We start from the raw sequence: 15,638 nt of genomic DNA on the forward strand, positions 1-15,638 counted from the left end.
GCCCTGCAAACAAAAGGCCCCGGCGGATTGGCGTCCAGGAATGAGCGCAATCCGACCTGGAGCAGGATGCGTTCACCTTCGTTCACGCATCATGCTCCAGGCCTTTGTGTGATCGCGTGATTCACGCTTTTCGGTGCGGGCACCTCAAGCGATCACGCTCTAGACTGCCCGCCGGAGGATCCCCGCATGCTGCGCAGCATCCTTGTTGCCCTGGACGACACCCCCGGCGCCCTGGCCGCCCGCGACGCCGCCTTCGCCCTCGCCCGCCGGACCGGCGCGGCGATCACCGCCGCCACGGTGCTGGACCGCCCGCATACGCTCGATGCCAATGAGCCGGTGCCGATCGGCGCCGCCGCCTTCGCCGAGCGCCGCAACGCCAGGCTCGCCGCCCAGGCCGAGGCCGCGGCGGCGGCAGCGCTGGCGGCCTGCCAGCAGGCGGCGGGCGGCCTCCCCTTCGAGATGCTGCGGCTGGAGGAGGCGCCGGAGCCCGCCCTGCTGCGGGTCGGGGCGGGGCACGACCTGGTCGTGCTCGGCCGCGACTGCACCCTGGGGCGGGAGGAGGCGGAGGATGTCGCCCCGGTGATCGAGGCGCTGCTGCGGGACGGCGCCCGCCCGCTGCTGGTGGTGCCGCCCGGCGCCGCCGCACCGCCCCCGGCGCCGGTGCTGGTCGGCTATGACGGCTCCGTGCCCGCCCTGCGCGCGTTGCAGCTTTTCGCCCTGCTGGGGCTGGACGAGGGCTCGCCGGTGATGCTGCTCGCCGCCGATCCGGATCCGGCCCGGGCGGCGCTGCTGGCGGCCGAGGGGGCCGGCTATCTCCGCCGGCACGGGATGTCGGTGCAGGAATGGGCCATGGAGGGTGACGAGCCGGCGGAATTGCTGCTGGCCGAGGCGGCGAGGCTCCGCGCCCGCCTGCTGGTGATGGGCGCCTTCAGCCATACCGGGCTGCGCGCGCTGCTGCTCGGCGCCATGACGCGCCGCCTGCTGCGGGACGCACCCTGCGCGGTCTTCGTGCATCACTGAACGGGCAGCCCCGATCGGCAATCCGGGGCCCGGCGGCTTGTATCCTGCCGGCCGATTCACGCCCTCCGGCTGCGCCTCCGGACGACCGGACGCTCAGGCCCGCAGGGCGTGCAGGGTTTCGCGGAGGGCGTCGCGCACCTGCATGACGCTGCGGAAGCTGCTCATCAATTCATAGCCAAGGATCAGCAGCATGACCACGGCTATGGCCGGATAGCGTTCGGTCCAGCGGCGGGCGAGGCTGGCGGGCCACCGCAGCAGCGGCAGCCCCTGCACCACCGCCGCGGCCAGGGCGCCGAACAGGGCGCCCGCCAGCATGTCGGAGAGATAGTGGTAGCCGAGATAGAGCCGCGGAAAGCAGACAACGAAGGTGCCCCAGATCGCCGCCACCACGGCCAGGCGCCGGGACACCACCCAGATGGCCGCGACCATGGCGAAGACCAGTGTGGCGGTATCCGAGGGAAAGGAACTCCAGTCGTCCAGGAAGATGAGGTGCCCGAGATCCGCGAAGGGCAGGGTCTCGGCCCCGAGGCGTGGCCGCGGCCGGGCGGGCAGGAAATTCTGCAGGATACGGCTCAGGAGGGTCGCGACGAAAATGCCCGCCATGCTGCGGAACACGACCTCCGGCCGCGCCTCGACCCGCCCCTTCGGCATGACCCATACGAAGAGCATCAGGGCGACGATGGGGCCCATGCGCAGCAGATCGACCTCGATCAGCAGCCGCATCACCCAATCGAAACCCTTCGATCCGCCGAATGCGTCCAGTACAGCCCGGCTGACCGCGAGGTCGAAATTCTGCAGCATGCCGAGCCGGCGTTCCTGGTTTCTGTCGAAGCGAAAACGTCATGATAGCTTATTGGAACCGCTCCGGCCCCGCCAATACCCCCTCCTGTCGCATTGCCGCGATTTCCGCCGCGCTGTAGCCAAGCTCCGCCGCGATCGCCGCGCCATCCGCGCCGGGCGGCACCAGGTCGCGCCGGCCCGTGCCAGGTCCCCCTGGGCGCTGGCCGTCGATCGCCACCGGCAGGGCGGGGAGCTTCACCGGGCGGCCATCCGGCAGGGTGAGCGGCACCAGGCCGCCGGAGGCATTCAGGTGCGGGTCGTCGAAGAGCTCCGCCGGCCGGCCGATCGGCGCGAAGGGCAGGCCCAGCGCCTCGCATTTCGCCATCAGTGCGGGCTTGGTATAGGCGCGGAAGGCCGCGGCGACGCGCGGGATGGTGCGGGCGCGCGCCGCGACCCGCTGCTGCTTGGTGGCCAGCGACGGGTCGGCGGCCAGGTCGTCCAGGCCGAAGGCGGCGCAGAAGGCGGGCCATTGCGTATCGGTCACCACGCCGACGAAGACCTGGCCGCCATCGGCGGTATCGAAGACGTCATAGACCGGCCAAGCCGGGGTGCGGACCGACATCGGCTGCGGCTCCTGCCCGGTGATGGCGGTCTGCGCCATGTGCTGCGCCATCAGCAGCGCCACCGTCTCGAAGAGCCCGGCCTCGACATGGCGGCCGCGGCCGGTCCGCTCCCGTTCCGCCACCGCGGCGAGGATGGCGATGGCGGCGGCCATGCCGCCCATGATGTCGATCACGCTGCTGCCGGCCCGCTGCGGCTTGCCGACCGGCCCGGTCATGTAGGCCAGGCCGCCCATCATCTGCACCACCTCGTCGAGCGCGGTGCGGTGCTCATAGGGGCCGGGCAGGAAGCCCTTGCAGGAACAGTAGATCAGCCGCGGATTCTCCGCCGAGAGCGCCGCCCGGCCCAGCCCCAGCTTCTCCATGGCGCCGGGGCGGAAGTTCTCGATCAGCACATCGGCGCCGGCGACCAGCTTCCGCACCAGCGCCAGCCCCGCCGGCGTTTTCATATCCACGCAGAGGCTGCGGCGGCCGCGCTGGAAGGCGGCGTAGAAGCCGGTGCCGGAGCCGGTCAGCCGGCGGGTGGAATCGCCCTCCGGCGCCGGTTCCACCTTCACCACATCGGCGCCAAGATCGGCCAGCACCATGCCCGTGGTGGGGCCCATGACCATATGGGTGAACTCGACCACCTTCAGATGCGCGAGCGGGGTTGGGGTTTCCATTGGGGGGGGGGACTCCGCGGATTCAGCCGAGATCGCCGCCGAGGCGGCGGGTAAGGGCGGCGGCGGCGGCAGCAAGCGCCGGCTTCAGCGCCTCCGCCAGCGGCGCCAGCCGGGCGCGCGGGCCGGAGAGGGCCAGCGCCCCGGCCAGGGCGCCGCCGCCGCCGAAGACCGGCGCGGCCAGCGCCGCCATGTCCGGGTCGCGCTCGCCCAGCGTCACCACCACCGGGTCCGTGCCCGGCGGCGGCGGGCCGGCGGCGAAGGCCAGCAGCACCCGGCCGCCGGCGCCCTGCTCCAGCGGCAGCAACTCGCCCGGCAGCAGGTGGTCGCGCACTGCGCGCGGGCTGTCGGCGCGGAACAGGCAGAGCCGCTGCCCGCCCTCCCGCACCCAGAAGGTGGCGCTCTCGCCGGACTCGTCGGCCAGGCGGCGCAGCGCCGGCGGCAGGATCGCATCGAGGCGGAGGCCGCGCTGATAGAGCATCCCCCAGCGGAACAGCATCGGCCCCAGCGCCCATTGCCCGTCCGGCCGGCGCTGGACGCAGCGGAACCGCTCCAGCGAGGCCAGCAGCCGCAGGATGGTGCTCTTGTAGAGGCCGGTGCGGGCGGCGAGCTCGGCCAGGCTCAGCGCCGCCTCCCCCTCCCGCCAGGCGGCGAGGAGGGAGAGCGCGCGTTCCACCGCGGCAACGCCGGGTTCCTCCGCTGCGGCCATGCTACTGCGCCGGCAGCCCGGCTTCCCGCAGGATGACCTCCCAGCGGCGCATCTCGGCCGCCACATAGGCTTCGGCCTCGGCAGGGGTATTGCCGATCAGCCGCTCGGCGCCGAGTTCCGCCAGCCGCGCCCGGAGCGCCGGCTCCGCCAGCACCGCGGCGACCTCGCGCTGGATGCGCGCGCGCAGCGGCGCCGGGGTGGCGGCGGGGGCCAGGATCACCTGCCAGACGCTGAAGACCGCCTCCGGGAAGCCGAGTTCGGCGATGGTGGGGAGATCCGGCATGGCCGGGCTGCGCTCGGCGGCGGAGAGTGCCAGCGCCCGCCCCTGGCCGCCCTTGGCCAGCGCGAAGCCGGTGAGCCCCGCGTCATACATCATGTCGAGCGTGCCGGCGGCGAGGTCGAGCGCCGCCGGGCCGCTGCCGCGATAGGGCACCTCGGTCATCTGCAGGCCGGCGGCACGCAGCAGCAGCAGCGAGACCAGTTGCAGCGCGCCGCCGCCGCCGCTGGTGCCGTAGCTGTAGCGCCCCGGCGCGGCGCGCACCGCGGCGATGAACTCGGCGAAGCTGTGCCAGGGCGAATTCGGCGGCACCAGCAGCACCATCGGCGTTTCCGCCACGATGGTGATGGGCGCGAGGTCGCGCGCCGGGTCGTAGTCGAGCTGCGGATAGAGCACCCGGTTCACCGCATGGCCGATATTGGTGAAGAGCAGGTGGTGCCCGTCGCCCGGCGACTTGGCGATGTTGGAAGCGCCGATATTGCCGCCCGCGCCGGAGCGGTTCTCCACCACCACCTGCTGCGGCAGGCGCTGCGACATGCGTTCGGCGATCAGCCGGCAGATGATGTCGGTGGGGCCGCCGGCGGCATAGGGCAGCACCATGCGGACGGGGCGGCTCGGCCAATCCTGCGCGGCCGGGCCAGGCTGGGCGCGGGCGGGCAGGCCGCGCAGCAGGGCGGGGGCGGCGAGGCCGGCGAGCAGCAGGCGGCGTCCGGGTGCGGGCATCCCTGGGTCTCCTGATGTTCTGCGCAACAGAACGGCGTTCTATTGTGGCGCCGCAGTTCTGCGCCCCGGGCGCCGCCCGGGTCAAGCGGAATCGTCGGCGCATGAGGTCAGGGCGGCGGGATATCCGCCGCCAGCACCCTTCCGCTGGCGCTTTCGGTGATCAGCAGGGTCGTGCCATCCGGGGCGAAGCAGCAATTGGTGGTGTGGCGGCCGAAATCCGTGCAGTCCACTCGCAGCATGATCTGCCCATGCGGGTCCACGCCCCAGACCTGGCCATGGCCGGGATTGGCGACGAAGAGCCGGTCATGCGCATCCACCGCCATGCCATCCGGGCCGGAGGTGCCAGCGGGGATGCGGACGAAGCAATTCGCCTTGCCCACCACCGCATCCGGCCTGAGCGCGAAGCGCCAGACCTCGCAGGCCCGGGTCATCGCCACGTAGCAATGCGTGCCCGCCTGGTTCAGCGCGATGCCGTTCGGGCTCGGCGCATTGCCGATGAGGCGGTCGATGCGCCCCTCCGGGGAAAGCCGCCAGACCCGGCCGGAGGGGTCCTGCAAGCCGCTCTGGCCCTGGTCGGTGAAGAGGATGCCGCCCGCCGCATCCAGCACCAGGTCGTTCAGCCCCTTGAAGCCCTCCGACAGGATGTGTTCCAGCACCGGGGCCATGGCGCCGGTGGCGGGGTCGAGGCTGAGCAGCCCGTGCCGGTAGTCGGTGATGAGAAGGGCACCGGCATGCGCGCCATCCCGCGGCCCGGCGGCCATGCCGTTCGGCCAGCCCTCGTATTCCGCCACCAGTTCCCAGGCGGCGGGGCCGACCCGGAAGATGCGGCCATTCGGGATATCGGTGACCAGGAATTGCCCCGCCGCGTCGAAGCAGGGGCCTTCCAGGAAACTGTCGATCGCCGCGCCGGCCCGGTTGGCATCGGACCAGGGGGTGCGGCGGGCGCGGCGATGCGCCTCCGGCAGGGCGGAGAAGAGGCGGGCGGGAATCGCGCGGGGCGGGGTGAACCACATGGCGGCAGCCTGCCCCTGGCGGCAGGAGGCGGCAAGCCCGGCCCAGCCTGGAGACGAAGCCGGCGGAAGACGGGGCTGGCGCGGCGCAGGCATGACCGATATTTCATCGGGCCACGGCAAGGTTGCGGTAACGCTGCGCCGCGTGCTTTCTGCGCCTTCGCTGGTGCAACATCCGCCCTCCCCCCGGGAATCCCGATCCGATGCTCCGCCTTCCACTCGCGTTGCTTCTCCTGCTGCTCGCCCTGCCCGCGGCCCAGGCCCAGTTCGGTCCGCAGGGCCCGCCGGCCGTCGGCGTGGTGACGGCGGAGCGCCGGCCGGTGACGGAGAGCAGCGATTCACCGGCCGGATCGAGGCGGTGAACCGCGTCGATATCCGCGCCCGCGTCACCGGCTTCCTGCAGGAGCGGCTGTTCCAGGAAGGCCAGGAGGTGAAGGCGGGCGACGTGCTGTTCCGAATCGAGCGGCCACCCTTCGAGGCGCAGCTCGAACAAGCCCGCGCCAATGTCGCCGCCGCCCAGGCGACGCTGGAGAATGCCCGCGTGACCCTGACCCGGGCGCGGGATCTGCGGCAGACCGGCGCCGGCACCCAGGTGGCGCTGGACAATGCCCAGGCGCAGGAGCGGACGGCGAATGCCCAGGTGCTCGGCGCCCAGGCGCAGGTGCGCACCGCCGAGATCAACCTCGGCTATACCGACATCATTGCGCCGATCGACGGCAAGATCGGCCGTGCCACCTATACGCCGGGCAATGTCGTCTCGCCGACCCTGACCGAGCCGCTGGCCACCATCGTCAGCCAGGACCCGATGCGCGTCGCCTTCACCGTCAGCGCCCGCAGCGCGGTCGAGCTGCGCAACCGCTACGAATCGCGCGGCGGCGTCGCGGCCATGGTGGTGCGGGTGCGGCTGACCGACGGCCGGCTCTATGACCAGACCGGCCGGATCGACTTCATCGATACCCAGATCGACCGCAACACCGATACGCTGCTGATCCGCGCCCTCATCCCCAACCCGCGCCGCGACAGCGCGCAGGGCGCCCAGGGCAGCGACCGGGAGCTGATCGACGGCCAGTTCGTCACCGTGAATGTCGAGGGTGCGGAGCCGGTGCTGGCCATCGTCGTCCCGCGCGCCGCGGTGCTGCAGGACCAGGGCGGCAATTACGTCTTCGTGGTCGGCGCCGAGAACAAGGCGGAGCGCCGCAATGTCCGGCTCGGCCGCAGCAGCGCCGAGACGGCGGTGGTGGAGGAGGGCCTCCAGGGCGGCGAGAGCGTGATCGCCGAGGGCTTGCAGCGCGTCCGCCCGGGCCAGCCGGTGAACCCGGCGCCGGCGACGCCGCCGGCCGCCCGCGCGGGCAGCGCCGGCAGCCTGAACCCGCCCGCACCGCCCGCCGCCGCGCCCGCCCGCCCGCCCGCCACCCCGCCGGGCGCGGCGCCAGCCAGGCCACCGGCGGCCGCCCCCGCCAGCGACCGGCAGGGCTGAGCCGCCATGATCTCCGGCGTTTTCGTCGACCGGCCGCGGCTGGCCATCGTCATCTCCATCGTGATGACGATCGCCGGGCTGCTGGCCATGTTCTCCATCCCGGTCAGCCAGTTCCCGGACATCGTGCCGCCGCAGGTCTCGGTCACCGCCCGCTATCCCGGCGCCTCGGCGGCGGTGGTGGAGGCGACGGTGGCGCAGCCGATCGAGAGCGCGGTGAACGGCGCCGACCGCATGCTCTACATGCGCTCGAACAGCGCCAATGACGGCACCTATTCGCTGAACGTCACCTTCGCGCTCGGCACCAACCCGGACATCAACACGGTCAACGTCAACAACCGGGTGCAGGCGGCGCTGGCCCGGCTGCCGCTGGAGGTGCAGCGGAACGGCATCACGGTGCGCAAGCAATCCTCCGCGGTGCTGCAATTCCTGGCGCTCTATTCCGAGAATGGGGAGCAGGACCCGCTGTTCCTCTCCAACTACGCCACCATCAACATGATCGACACCCTGGCCCGCGTGCCGGGCGTCGGCCAGGTGAACCTGTTCGGCGCCATGGACTATTCCATGCGCATCTGGTTCGAGGTGGACCGCCTCATCAGCCTGAACGTGACGCCGCAGGACATCGTGCAGGCGATCCAGTCGCAGAACGTGCAGGCGGCGGTGGGCCGCATCGGCGCCAGGCCGATCAGCGAGGACCAGCAGTTCCAGCTCAATATCCAGACCCAGGGGCGGCTCACCTCGCCGGAGCAGTTCGGCGAGATCATCATCCGGGCCAATCCCGATGGCAGCGTGCTCCGGGTGCGGGACGTGGCGCGCGTCGAGCTGGGCGCCACCAGCATGGACACCGAAAGCCGGCTGAACGGCCGCCCCACCGTGACCATGGGCATCTATCTCTCGCCCGGCGCCAATGCGGTGCAGGTGGCGCAATCCGTGCGCGACACGCTGGACCGCCTCTCCGGCCGCTTCCCGGAGGGGGTGAAGTACCTGGTGGTCTACGACACCTCGGGATTCGTGACCGACACGATCCATGAGGTGGTCAAGACGCTGCTGGAAGCCTTCGTGCTGGTGGTCCTGGTGGTCTACCTGTTCCTCGGCTCGGTCCGCGCCACCATCATCCCGACCGTCGCCGTGCCGGTCAGCCTGATCGGCACCTTCGCGGTGCTGCTGGCGGTGGGGTTCACCGCCAATACCGTCTCCCTGCTGGCGCTGGTGCTGGCCATCGGCATCGTCGTGGACGATGCCATCGTGGTGGTGGAGAATGTCGAGCGGGTGATGGAGCAGCACCCGGAATTGCCGCCCGCCGCCGCGGTGAAGCAGGCCATGGCCGAGATCACCGGGCCGATCATCGCGATCACCCTGGTGCTGCTTTCCGTCTTCATCCCGGTGGCCTTCATCCCCGGCGTCTCGGGCGTGCTGTTCCGGCAATTCGCGGTGACGATCAGCGTGGCGATGGTGATCTCCGCCATCAATGCGCTGACCCTCTCGCCGGCGCTCTGCGCCCTGGCGCTGCGCCATACCGGGCCGCGGCGGGGGCCGATCAAATACGTGCTGCGCGGCATCGACAAGGTGCGCGACGGCTATGCGGCGGTGGTGCGGCGCCTGGTGCGCTTCGCGCTGCTGGCCCTGCTGCTGACCGCGGGCTTCGCCTTCGGCATCTGGACGCTCTCGAAACAGACCCCCTCCGGCTTCCTGCCGCAGGAGGACCAGGGCGCCTTCTTCGTGCAGCTGCAATTGCCGCAGGGCGCCAGCGTCTCCCGCACCCGGGAAGCGGCGATGCAGGTGGAGGCGATCCTGCAGCAGAACACCGCCATCCAGCACGTGCTGGCGATCGTCGGCTTCTCGCTGATCGATGGCGGGGCGCAGTCCAATTCCGCCTTCATGGTGGCGCGGATGAAGCCCTTCGCGGACCGCACGGCGACCCAGGACAGCGTCTTCGCCGCCATCGGCCGGGTCTTCGGCGCCGCGCAGGGCATCCGCGTCGCCAATGTCTTCGCCTTCAACATCCCGCCGATCATCGGCCTCGGCACCGGCGGCGGCTTCGAGTACCAGTTGCAGGATTTCGAGGGCCGGCCGCCGGCCGAGCTCGGCAGCGCCATGCTTGGCCTGATCGTCGCCGCCAACCAGGACCCGCGGCTGACCTCGGTCTTCTCCACCTTCTCGCCCACCACGCCGAGCCTCTACCTCGATGTGGACCGCGACAAGGCGCAGGCGCTGGGGGTACGGATCAGCGACATCTTCAGCGCGCTCCAGGCCACGCTGGGCGGGTTCTACGTCAACGACTTCAACCTCTTCGGCCGGGTCTGGCAGGTGAACATCCAGGCCGAAGGCAGCGACCGCGACGACATCCCGGATATCTGGCGCATCCGGGTCCGCAACAACCGCGGCGACATGGTGCCGCTGCGCGCCTTCGCGGATGTGCGGGTGGTGGTCGGGCCGCAGACCGTGCAGCGCTACAACAACTACCGCTCCGTCACCCTGAACGGCGCGGCGCGGCCGGGCATCTCCTCCGGTGAGGCGCTGCTGGCGATGGAGCAGATCTCGGCCCGCGCGCTGCCGCCGGGCTATGGCTATGAATGGACCGGCACCGCCTATCAGGAACGCCAAGCCTCCGGGCAGACCGGCATCCTGGTCGGGCTGGCGGTGCTCTTCGCCTATCTGTTCCTGGTGGCGCTCTATGAGAGCTGGACCATCCCGGTGCCGGTGCTGCTCTCCGTGGCGGTGGGCGGGCTCGGCTCCTTCCTGGCGATCTGGCTCGGCGGGCTCGCGCTCGATGTCTATGCGCAGATCGGGCTGGTGGTGCTGATCGCGCTGGCCGCCAAGAACGGCATCCTCATCATCGAATTCGCCAAGGAGGCGCGGGAGCTGCGCGGCCTCCCCATCCGCGAGGCGGCGCTGGAGGGGGCCAGGCTGCGGTTCCGGGCCGTCATGATGACCTCGATCGCCTTCGTGCTCGGCCTGGTGCCGCTGGTGACCGCCACGGGGGCGGCCATGCTGTCCCGCCGCGCCGTCGGCACGCCGGTCTTCGGCGGCATGATCGCCGCCTCGGCCATCGGCATCTTCATGATCCCGATGCTCTATGTGGTGTTCCAGGGGATGCGGGAATGGGTGAAGCGCCGGGCGGGCTACCGCGCCGCATCCGCGCCGGGGCCGGGGGAGGGTGCGGCGGGCGCACCGCCGCATTAGGCGGGGCGCGGGCATGGACCCCTCATCGGCGCCGTCGCGCTGGGCGCCGCGGCCGCGGGGTTCGTGCAGGGCCTGACCGGCTTCGCCTTCGGCCTCGTGGCCATGGCCATCTGGGCCTGGACGGTCGATCCGGTGCTGGCGGGCCCGCTGGTGGTCTTCGGCTCGCTGGTCGGCCAGGTGATCGGCCTGGGGTCCCTCCGGCCCGGCCTCGATTGGCGGTGCATCCTGCCCTTCGTCGCCGGCGGCCTGCTCGGCGTGCCGCTCGGGGTGCTGCTGCTCGGGCGGATCGACCCGCTCGGCTTCAGGCTGGCCGTGGGGCTGCTGCTGGTGCTGTGGTGCCCGGCCATGCTCTTCGCCCAGGACCTGCCGCGCATCACCCGCGGCGGCCGCCTGGCGGATGCCGGGGCCGGCTGGGCCGGCGGCGTCATGGGCGGGCTCGGCGGGCTCAGCGGCCCGGCGCCGATCCTCTGGGTGACGCTGCGGGGCTGGGACCGGCATGCCCAGCGCGCCGTCATCCAGGTCTTCAACCTGGCCATGCATGCGACCACCATGGCGGCCTATCTCGCCACCGGCACCGTCTCCGCCGAGGCGGCGCGGCTTTTCGCCGTGGTCCTCCCGGCGATGCTGGTGCCCTCGCTGCTCGGCGCCCGACTGTTTCACCGCTTCAGCGATGCGGGTTTCCGCCGCGTCGTCCTCGGCCTGCTGGCGATCTCCGGCGCCGTGCTGATCGCCACCACCCTGCCGAAGCTGCTTTAGAGCAAACTCCGTGCAGGCGGAATCGCCTGGACGGAGTAATTTGCTCGATAAGACAAAGGCTGGAGCGGATTCCGTGAGCGAATGCGAACGGAAAACGCTCCAGGCGCCCCCCCACGCCGATGTGTTCACCGGCCTCCCGCGGGGTGGCCGGCGCTGAATCGGGCCGGGCCGGCGATACCCCCCTTCCCCCCGCGCCCCTTCCTCCGCAGATGATGGGGGCAGAAAAACCGACGGGGGTTGCCATGGCCAAATTCCGGGCTCAGCCAGCCGATGCGCCGCATCGAGGATCCACGCCTGCTGAAGGGCGGCGGCCGCTATACCGACGACATCCCGATGCCCGGCGCCGCGCATGCCGTGGTGCTGCGCAGCCCGCATGCGGCGGCGCGCATCCTCTCGATCGACACGGCGCCCGCCATGGCGGTGCCCGGCGTGCTGGCGGTGATCACCAACCAGGACTGGCAGGCGGAGGGCTTGGGGGAGATTCCCTGCATCATCCCGCTCAAGAACATCGACGGCACCGACCGCGCCGAGACGCCGCGCGGCGCGCTCGCCGGGGACCGCGTGCGGCATGTCGGCGACCCCGTGGCCTTCGTGGTGGCGGAGACGCCCCAGGCGGCGCGCGACGGCGCCGAGGCGGTGATGGTGGATTACGAGGAGCTGCCCTCCGCCACCGACCTCGCCGCCGCGCACCAGCCGGGCGCGCCGCTCGTCTGGGACAACGTGCCGAACAACATCTGCTTCGACTGGGAGGCCGGCGACAAGGCCAAGGCCACGGCGCTGATCGCGCAGGCGGCGCATGTCACGCGGCTGACCGTGGTGAACAACCGCGTGGTCGTCTCCAGCCTGGAGGTGCGCGCCGCCGCCGCCGATTACGACGCGGCGGAGGGGAAGTTCACCCTCTATGTCGGCACCCAGGGGTCCTGGCTGGTGAAGAGCCTGCTCGCGGACAACGTCTTCAAGCTGCCGGAGGAGAAGTTCCGCGTCGTCACGCCGGATGTCGGCGGCGGCTTCGGCATGAAGCTCTACCTCTATGCCGAATACGCGCTGGTCTGCATGGCGGCACGCCGGCTCGGCCGGCCCGTCAAATGGACCAGCGAGCGCACGGAAGCCTTCCTCTCGGACACGCATGGCCGCGACAACATCACCGAGGGCGAGCTGGCCACCGACAAGGACGGCAAATTCCTGGCGCTGCGCACCCGCAACTACGCCAATATGGGCGCCTACCTCTCCACCTTCGCGCCTTTCATCCCGACCGGCGCCGGCACCAAGGTGCTGGCCAGCGTCTATGGTTTCCAGGCGATCCATGCGCGGGTGCTGGGCGTGCTGACCAATACCGTGCCGGTCGATGCCTATCGCGGCGCGGGGCGGCCCGAGAGCAACTACCTGGTGGAACGGCTGATCGACGCCGCGGCGCGCGAGCTCGGCATCGAACGCGCCGAGCTGCGCCGCCGCAACATGGTGCCACAGAGCGCCATGCCCTACACGACAGCCATCGGCCAGCGCTATGACAGCGGCGATTTCGCCACCGTGCTGGATACCGCGCTCGCCAAGGCCGATTGGGCCGGCTTCCCGGCGCGGCGGGCGGCCGCGGCGGCGCGCGGCAGGCGGCGCGGCATCGGCCTCGCCTATTACCTGGAAGCCACCGGCGGCGGCCCGACCGAACGCGCCGAGGTGCGCTTCGCGGCCGATGGCATGGCGGAGGTGCTGGTCGGCACCCAGTCCACCGGCCAGGGGCACGAGACCGCCTATGCCATGCTGACCAGCCATGAGCTGGGCATCCCGATCGAGAAGATCCGCATCGTCCAGGGCGATTCGGACGTGATCCCGACCGGCGGCGGCACCGGCGGCGCCCGCAGCCTCTATTCCGAGGGCCAGGCGATCCTGCTCACCACCGCGACGGTGATCGAGAAGGGCAAGCAGGCGGCGTCCGAACACCTGGAAGCCTCGGTCGCCGACATCGAATTCACCCCGGCTGGCGGCCGCTTCACCGTGGTCGGCACCGATCGCGGCGTCGATATCCTGTCGCTGGCGAAGATCCAGCGCGAGCGCGCGGCGCGGGGCGAGAGCGCGACGCTGCTGGATGCGGCGGAGGTGGCGGAGATCAAGTCCCACACCTTCCCCAATGGCTGCCACATCGCCGAGGTGGAGGTCGATCCCGATACCGGCCTGGTCGAGGTGCCGCGCTACATCGTGGTGGATGACGTCGGCCATGCCATCAACCCGATGATCGTGCGCGGCCAGGTGCAGGGCGGCGTGGCGCAGGGCATCGGCCAGGCGGTGCATGAGCGCACCGCCTATGACAAGGAGAGCGGCCAGCTCCTCTCCGCCTCCTTCATGGATTATGCCCTGCCGCGGGCGGAGGACCTGCCGGATATCGAGGTCGAGCTGATCGAGGTGCCCTGCGAGACCAATCCGCTCGGCGTCAAGGGCGCCGGCGAGGCCGGCGCGGTGGGCTCGCCTCCTGCCCTGATGAATGCGCTGGTGGATGCGCTTGCCGGCGACGGCGTGACGCACATGGACATGCCGGCGACGCCGGAGATCGTCTGGCAGGCGCTGCGGACCGCCCGCGCCGCCTGAACCCGGCTTCCACCCTCCCCCGCCGGTGGTGCAAATCCAACGGAGAGGTCCGTTGGTTTGCACCACCGGCCTTGATCTGGTGGGCCGATTCACCTGACGCTTGGTTCCCAAGCGCCAGGATCGGACCACTGGCGGGGGAGGGCCTGGGGCGCCTACCGCACCACGTAGTTGTTCATGGTGCAGGTATTCACGTTCCGCCGCTCCTGCGACTGGCCGCCCTGCCAGACCCAGCGCAGGTCGTAGCTGCATTCGCCGACCGGCAGGCGGACGGCATAGGTCGCGCCCGGCTGCACCACGTCATTGCCCAGCCGGTCCGGCCCCCAGTCCTGCTGCGAGGAGGGCGAGGCGAAGAACTGCTCGATCACCCGGCCGCTCTGGTTCATCAGGTTGAAGGAGGGGTTGCCCGATTGGGTCTGCCCTTGGGCCTGGCCGGGCGGTGCCGCCTGGGCCTCGCCCAGCACCACGTCGGTGATGTTGCAGGTATTGAGGTTCCGCCGCTCCTCGGCATTGCCGCCCTGGTAGACGATGCGGATGTCGTAGACGCATTGGCCATCGGCCGGCAGGCGCACGATGTAGCTGCTGCCGGGGGCGATCGTCTCGGTCCCCAGCCGGTCCTGGCCCCAGCTTCGCTGGTTGGCGGGCGAGGCATAGACCTCGTTCACCACGTTCTGCGTGTTGTTGATGACCCTGAAGGACGGGTCGTTCGACTGCGCCCCGGCGGGCACGGCCAGCAGGGCGAAAAGCGCGGCGATCAGCGCGCGACGGAACATGCGATCCTCCCCGGGGATGGATGTTCCGCAGCCTAGCGCGGATGGCAATGCAACGACCATAGGCTCCGCGCCGTGGCGCCGGCGCAAGCTTCCGTCAGCATGGAAGGCTCAACCCCCCCTGCCGGCCGGGTCTCCAGCAGGGCGTGGCAGATCAGGTCGTCCGCCGCCGGGCGCATCGCCTCGGGGTGCGGGCGGCGCGGGCCGGAGGGGCGGCTCGGCCAGGCCATCGCCTCCGGCACCGTCACCGCGAAGCCGGCCCGGCGGAAGCGCGAGACCATGGCCGAGAGGCCCAGCCGGTTCACGTAGATCCCGGCCCGGCCGACCAGCGGGCTGGCCCAGAACCCGTCGCTGAGCCGCAGGTGCTGCAGCCCGCCGCCCAGATGGTCGTGGAAGTCGATCCAGTGCAGGCCGAGCCCACGCGGCGCCGTCACCCGCCGAAGCTGCGTCAGCAGCGGCGCCAGATCCTCCCGCCGCACATGTTCCAGCACCACCTCGCTCACCACCAGGTCGATGCTGCCATCCGGGATGGCGGCCAGCATGCCGGGCCCGCCGGTCAGCAGCCGGGCATTGCAGCGCGCGAGGATGGCCGCGCGGTCCGGGCAATCCTCGAGGTCCGGCACCGGGATGCCGCGCGCCCGCGCTGCGCCCGCGGCCGCCCGGTAGGGGGCGGGGTCCATCGGCGCGCTGTCGGCCGGGTCGGCATACCAGATGCGCCGGAAGCCGAGCCCGGCCAGCACCGGCGCCCGCAGCACCATCCGCCCCGGCCCGATCTCCAGCAGGCTGCGCGGCGGCCGGCCGAGCACCGCCTCCGCCCGCCGCAGCCAGGCCATCGGCCCGTCCAGCAGCCGGGCCGGGTCCTCGGCCCCGAAGGAGGGTTCGGCGAAGCCGAGCCGCCTGGCCCGCGCGCCATGCAGGCCGAGCTTGGCGAGGGCCAGTTTGATGCCGAGCTTGGCCCACCAGGGCAGCGGCATGCCGCGGGCATAGCCGCGCGGCACCGGCACCTGCCGCAGCGGCCGCGACGCCTCTTCCGTTCCCTGATCCATCAGGCCCATGCGCTTCACGCCCCCTGCTCTAGCCATA

Annotated in this window: 13 protein-coding genes; 6 read left to right on the forward strand and 7 right to left on the reverse strand. The window is 71.4% G+C overall.

Annotation, left to right across the window (positions count from 1 at the left end; translation table 11 throughout):
• Window positions 1-186: 186 nt before the first annotated feature.
• Window positions 187-1,020: a universal stress protein gene (locus KSF81_RS23485; protein WP_217381025.1), complete on the forward strand. Its 834-nt coding sequence runs from the start codon at window positions 187-189 to the stop codon at window positions 1,018-1,020.
• Window positions 1,021-1,113: 93 nt separating this feature from the next.
• On the opposite strand, the gene KSF81_RS23490 is transcribed toward KSF81_RS23485, so the two are convergent.
• The 5 genes from KSF81_RS23490 to KSF81_RS23510 form a co-directional block, all read right to left on the reverse strand.
• Entirely contained in the window at window positions 1,114-1,821 is a 708-nt protein-coding gene (locus KSF81_RS23490) for a phosphatase PAP2 family protein (protein ID WP_217381026.1), read from the reverse strand.
• Between the two features lie 49 nt (window positions 1,822-1,870).
• Window positions 1,871-3,082 (reverse strand): CaiB/BaiF CoA-transferase family protein, encoded by a 1,212-nt coding sequence (locus KSF81_RS23495; protein ID WP_217381027.1) that lies wholly within the window; start codon window positions 3,080-3,082, stop codon window positions 1,871-1,873.
• Window positions 3,083-3,104: 22 nt separating this feature from the next.
• Window positions 3,105-3,788, reverse strand: a complete 684-nt coding sequence (locus KSF81_RS23500) for an IclR family transcriptional regulator (protein ID WP_217381028.1) — start codon at window positions 3,786-3,788, stop codon at window positions 3,105-3,107.
• A 1-nt stretch (window position 3,789) separates the two neighbouring features.
• Window positions 3,790-4,788: a tripartite tricarboxylate transporter substrate binding protein gene (locus KSF81_RS23505; protein ID WP_217381029.1), complete on the reverse strand. Its 999-nt coding sequence runs from the start codon at window positions 4,786-4,788 to the stop codon at window positions 3,790-3,792.
• A 107-nt stretch (window positions 4,789-4,895) separates the two neighbouring features.
• Window positions 4,896-5,801 (reverse strand): SMP-30/gluconolactonase/LRE family protein, encoded by a 906-nt coding sequence (locus KSF81_RS23510; RefSeq protein WP_217381030.1) that lies wholly within the window; start codon window positions 5,799-5,801, stop codon window positions 4,896-4,898.
• 200 nt (window positions 5,802-6,001) lie between these two features.
• Between KSF81_RS23510 and KSF81_RS23515 the strand changes: the two genes are divergently transcribed.
• From KSF81_RS23515 to KSF81_RS23535, 5 genes are all read left to right on the forward strand, one after another.
• Entirely contained in the window at window positions 6,002-6,160 is a 159-nt protein-coding gene (locus KSF81_RS23515; RefSeq protein WP_217381031.1) for a hypothetical protein, read from the forward strand.
• On the forward strand, window positions 6,157-7,275 hold the full coding sequence (locus tag KSF81_RS23520; protein WP_217381032.1) for an efflux RND transporter periplasmic adaptor subunit: 1,119 nt from the start codon (window positions 6,157-6,159) through the stop codon (window positions 7,273-7,275). Before KSF81_RS23515 ends, KSF81_RS23520 begins: the two co-directional genes overlap by 4 nt.
• A gap of 6 nt (window positions 7,276-7,281) precedes the next feature.
• Window positions 7,282-10,455, forward strand: coding sequence for an efflux RND transporter permease subunit (locus tag KSF81_RS23525; protein WP_217381033.1), 3,174 nt, complete (start codon window positions 7,282-7,284; stop codon window positions 10,453-10,455).
• Between the two features lie 39 nt (window positions 10,456-10,494).
• Window positions 10,495-11,211 carry a sulfite exporter TauE/SafE family protein gene (locus KSF81_RS23530; protein WP_256444367.1) on the forward strand — a complete coding sequence of 239 codons (717 nt, stop codon included), beginning with the start codon at window positions 10,495-10,497 and terminating at the stop codon, window positions 11,209-11,211.
• 270 nt (window positions 11,212-11,481) lie between these two features.
• Window positions 11,482-13,788, forward strand: coding sequence for a xanthine dehydrogenase family protein molybdopterin-binding subunit (locus tag KSF81_RS23535; protein WP_217381034.1), 2,307 nt, complete (start codon window positions 11,482-11,484; stop codon window positions 13,786-13,788).
• A 152-nt stretch (window positions 13,789-13,940) separates the two neighbouring features.
• Here the strand turns inward: KSF81_RS23535 and KSF81_RS23540 are convergent, their stop codons facing one another.
• The gene (locus KSF81_RS23540; protein WP_217381035.1) at window positions 13,941-14,558 is read right to left on the reverse strand and encodes a hypothetical protein; all 618 of its coding nucleotides are present in this window, start codon (window positions 14,556-14,558) and stop codon (window positions 13,941-13,943) included.
• Between the two features lie 32 nt (window positions 14,559-14,590).
• Window positions 14,591-15,610, reverse strand: coding sequence for a class I SAM-dependent methyltransferase (locus tag KSF81_RS23545; protein ID WP_254454229.1), 1,020 nt, complete (start codon window positions 15,608-15,610; stop codon window positions 14,591-14,593).
• Between the last annotated feature and the right edge of the window lie 28 nt (window positions 15,611-15,638).

Source organism: Siccirubricoccus sp. G192 (assembly GCF_019084075.1).
GTDB lineage: Bacteria > Pseudomonadota > Alphaproteobacteria > Acetobacterales > Acetobacteraceae > G192.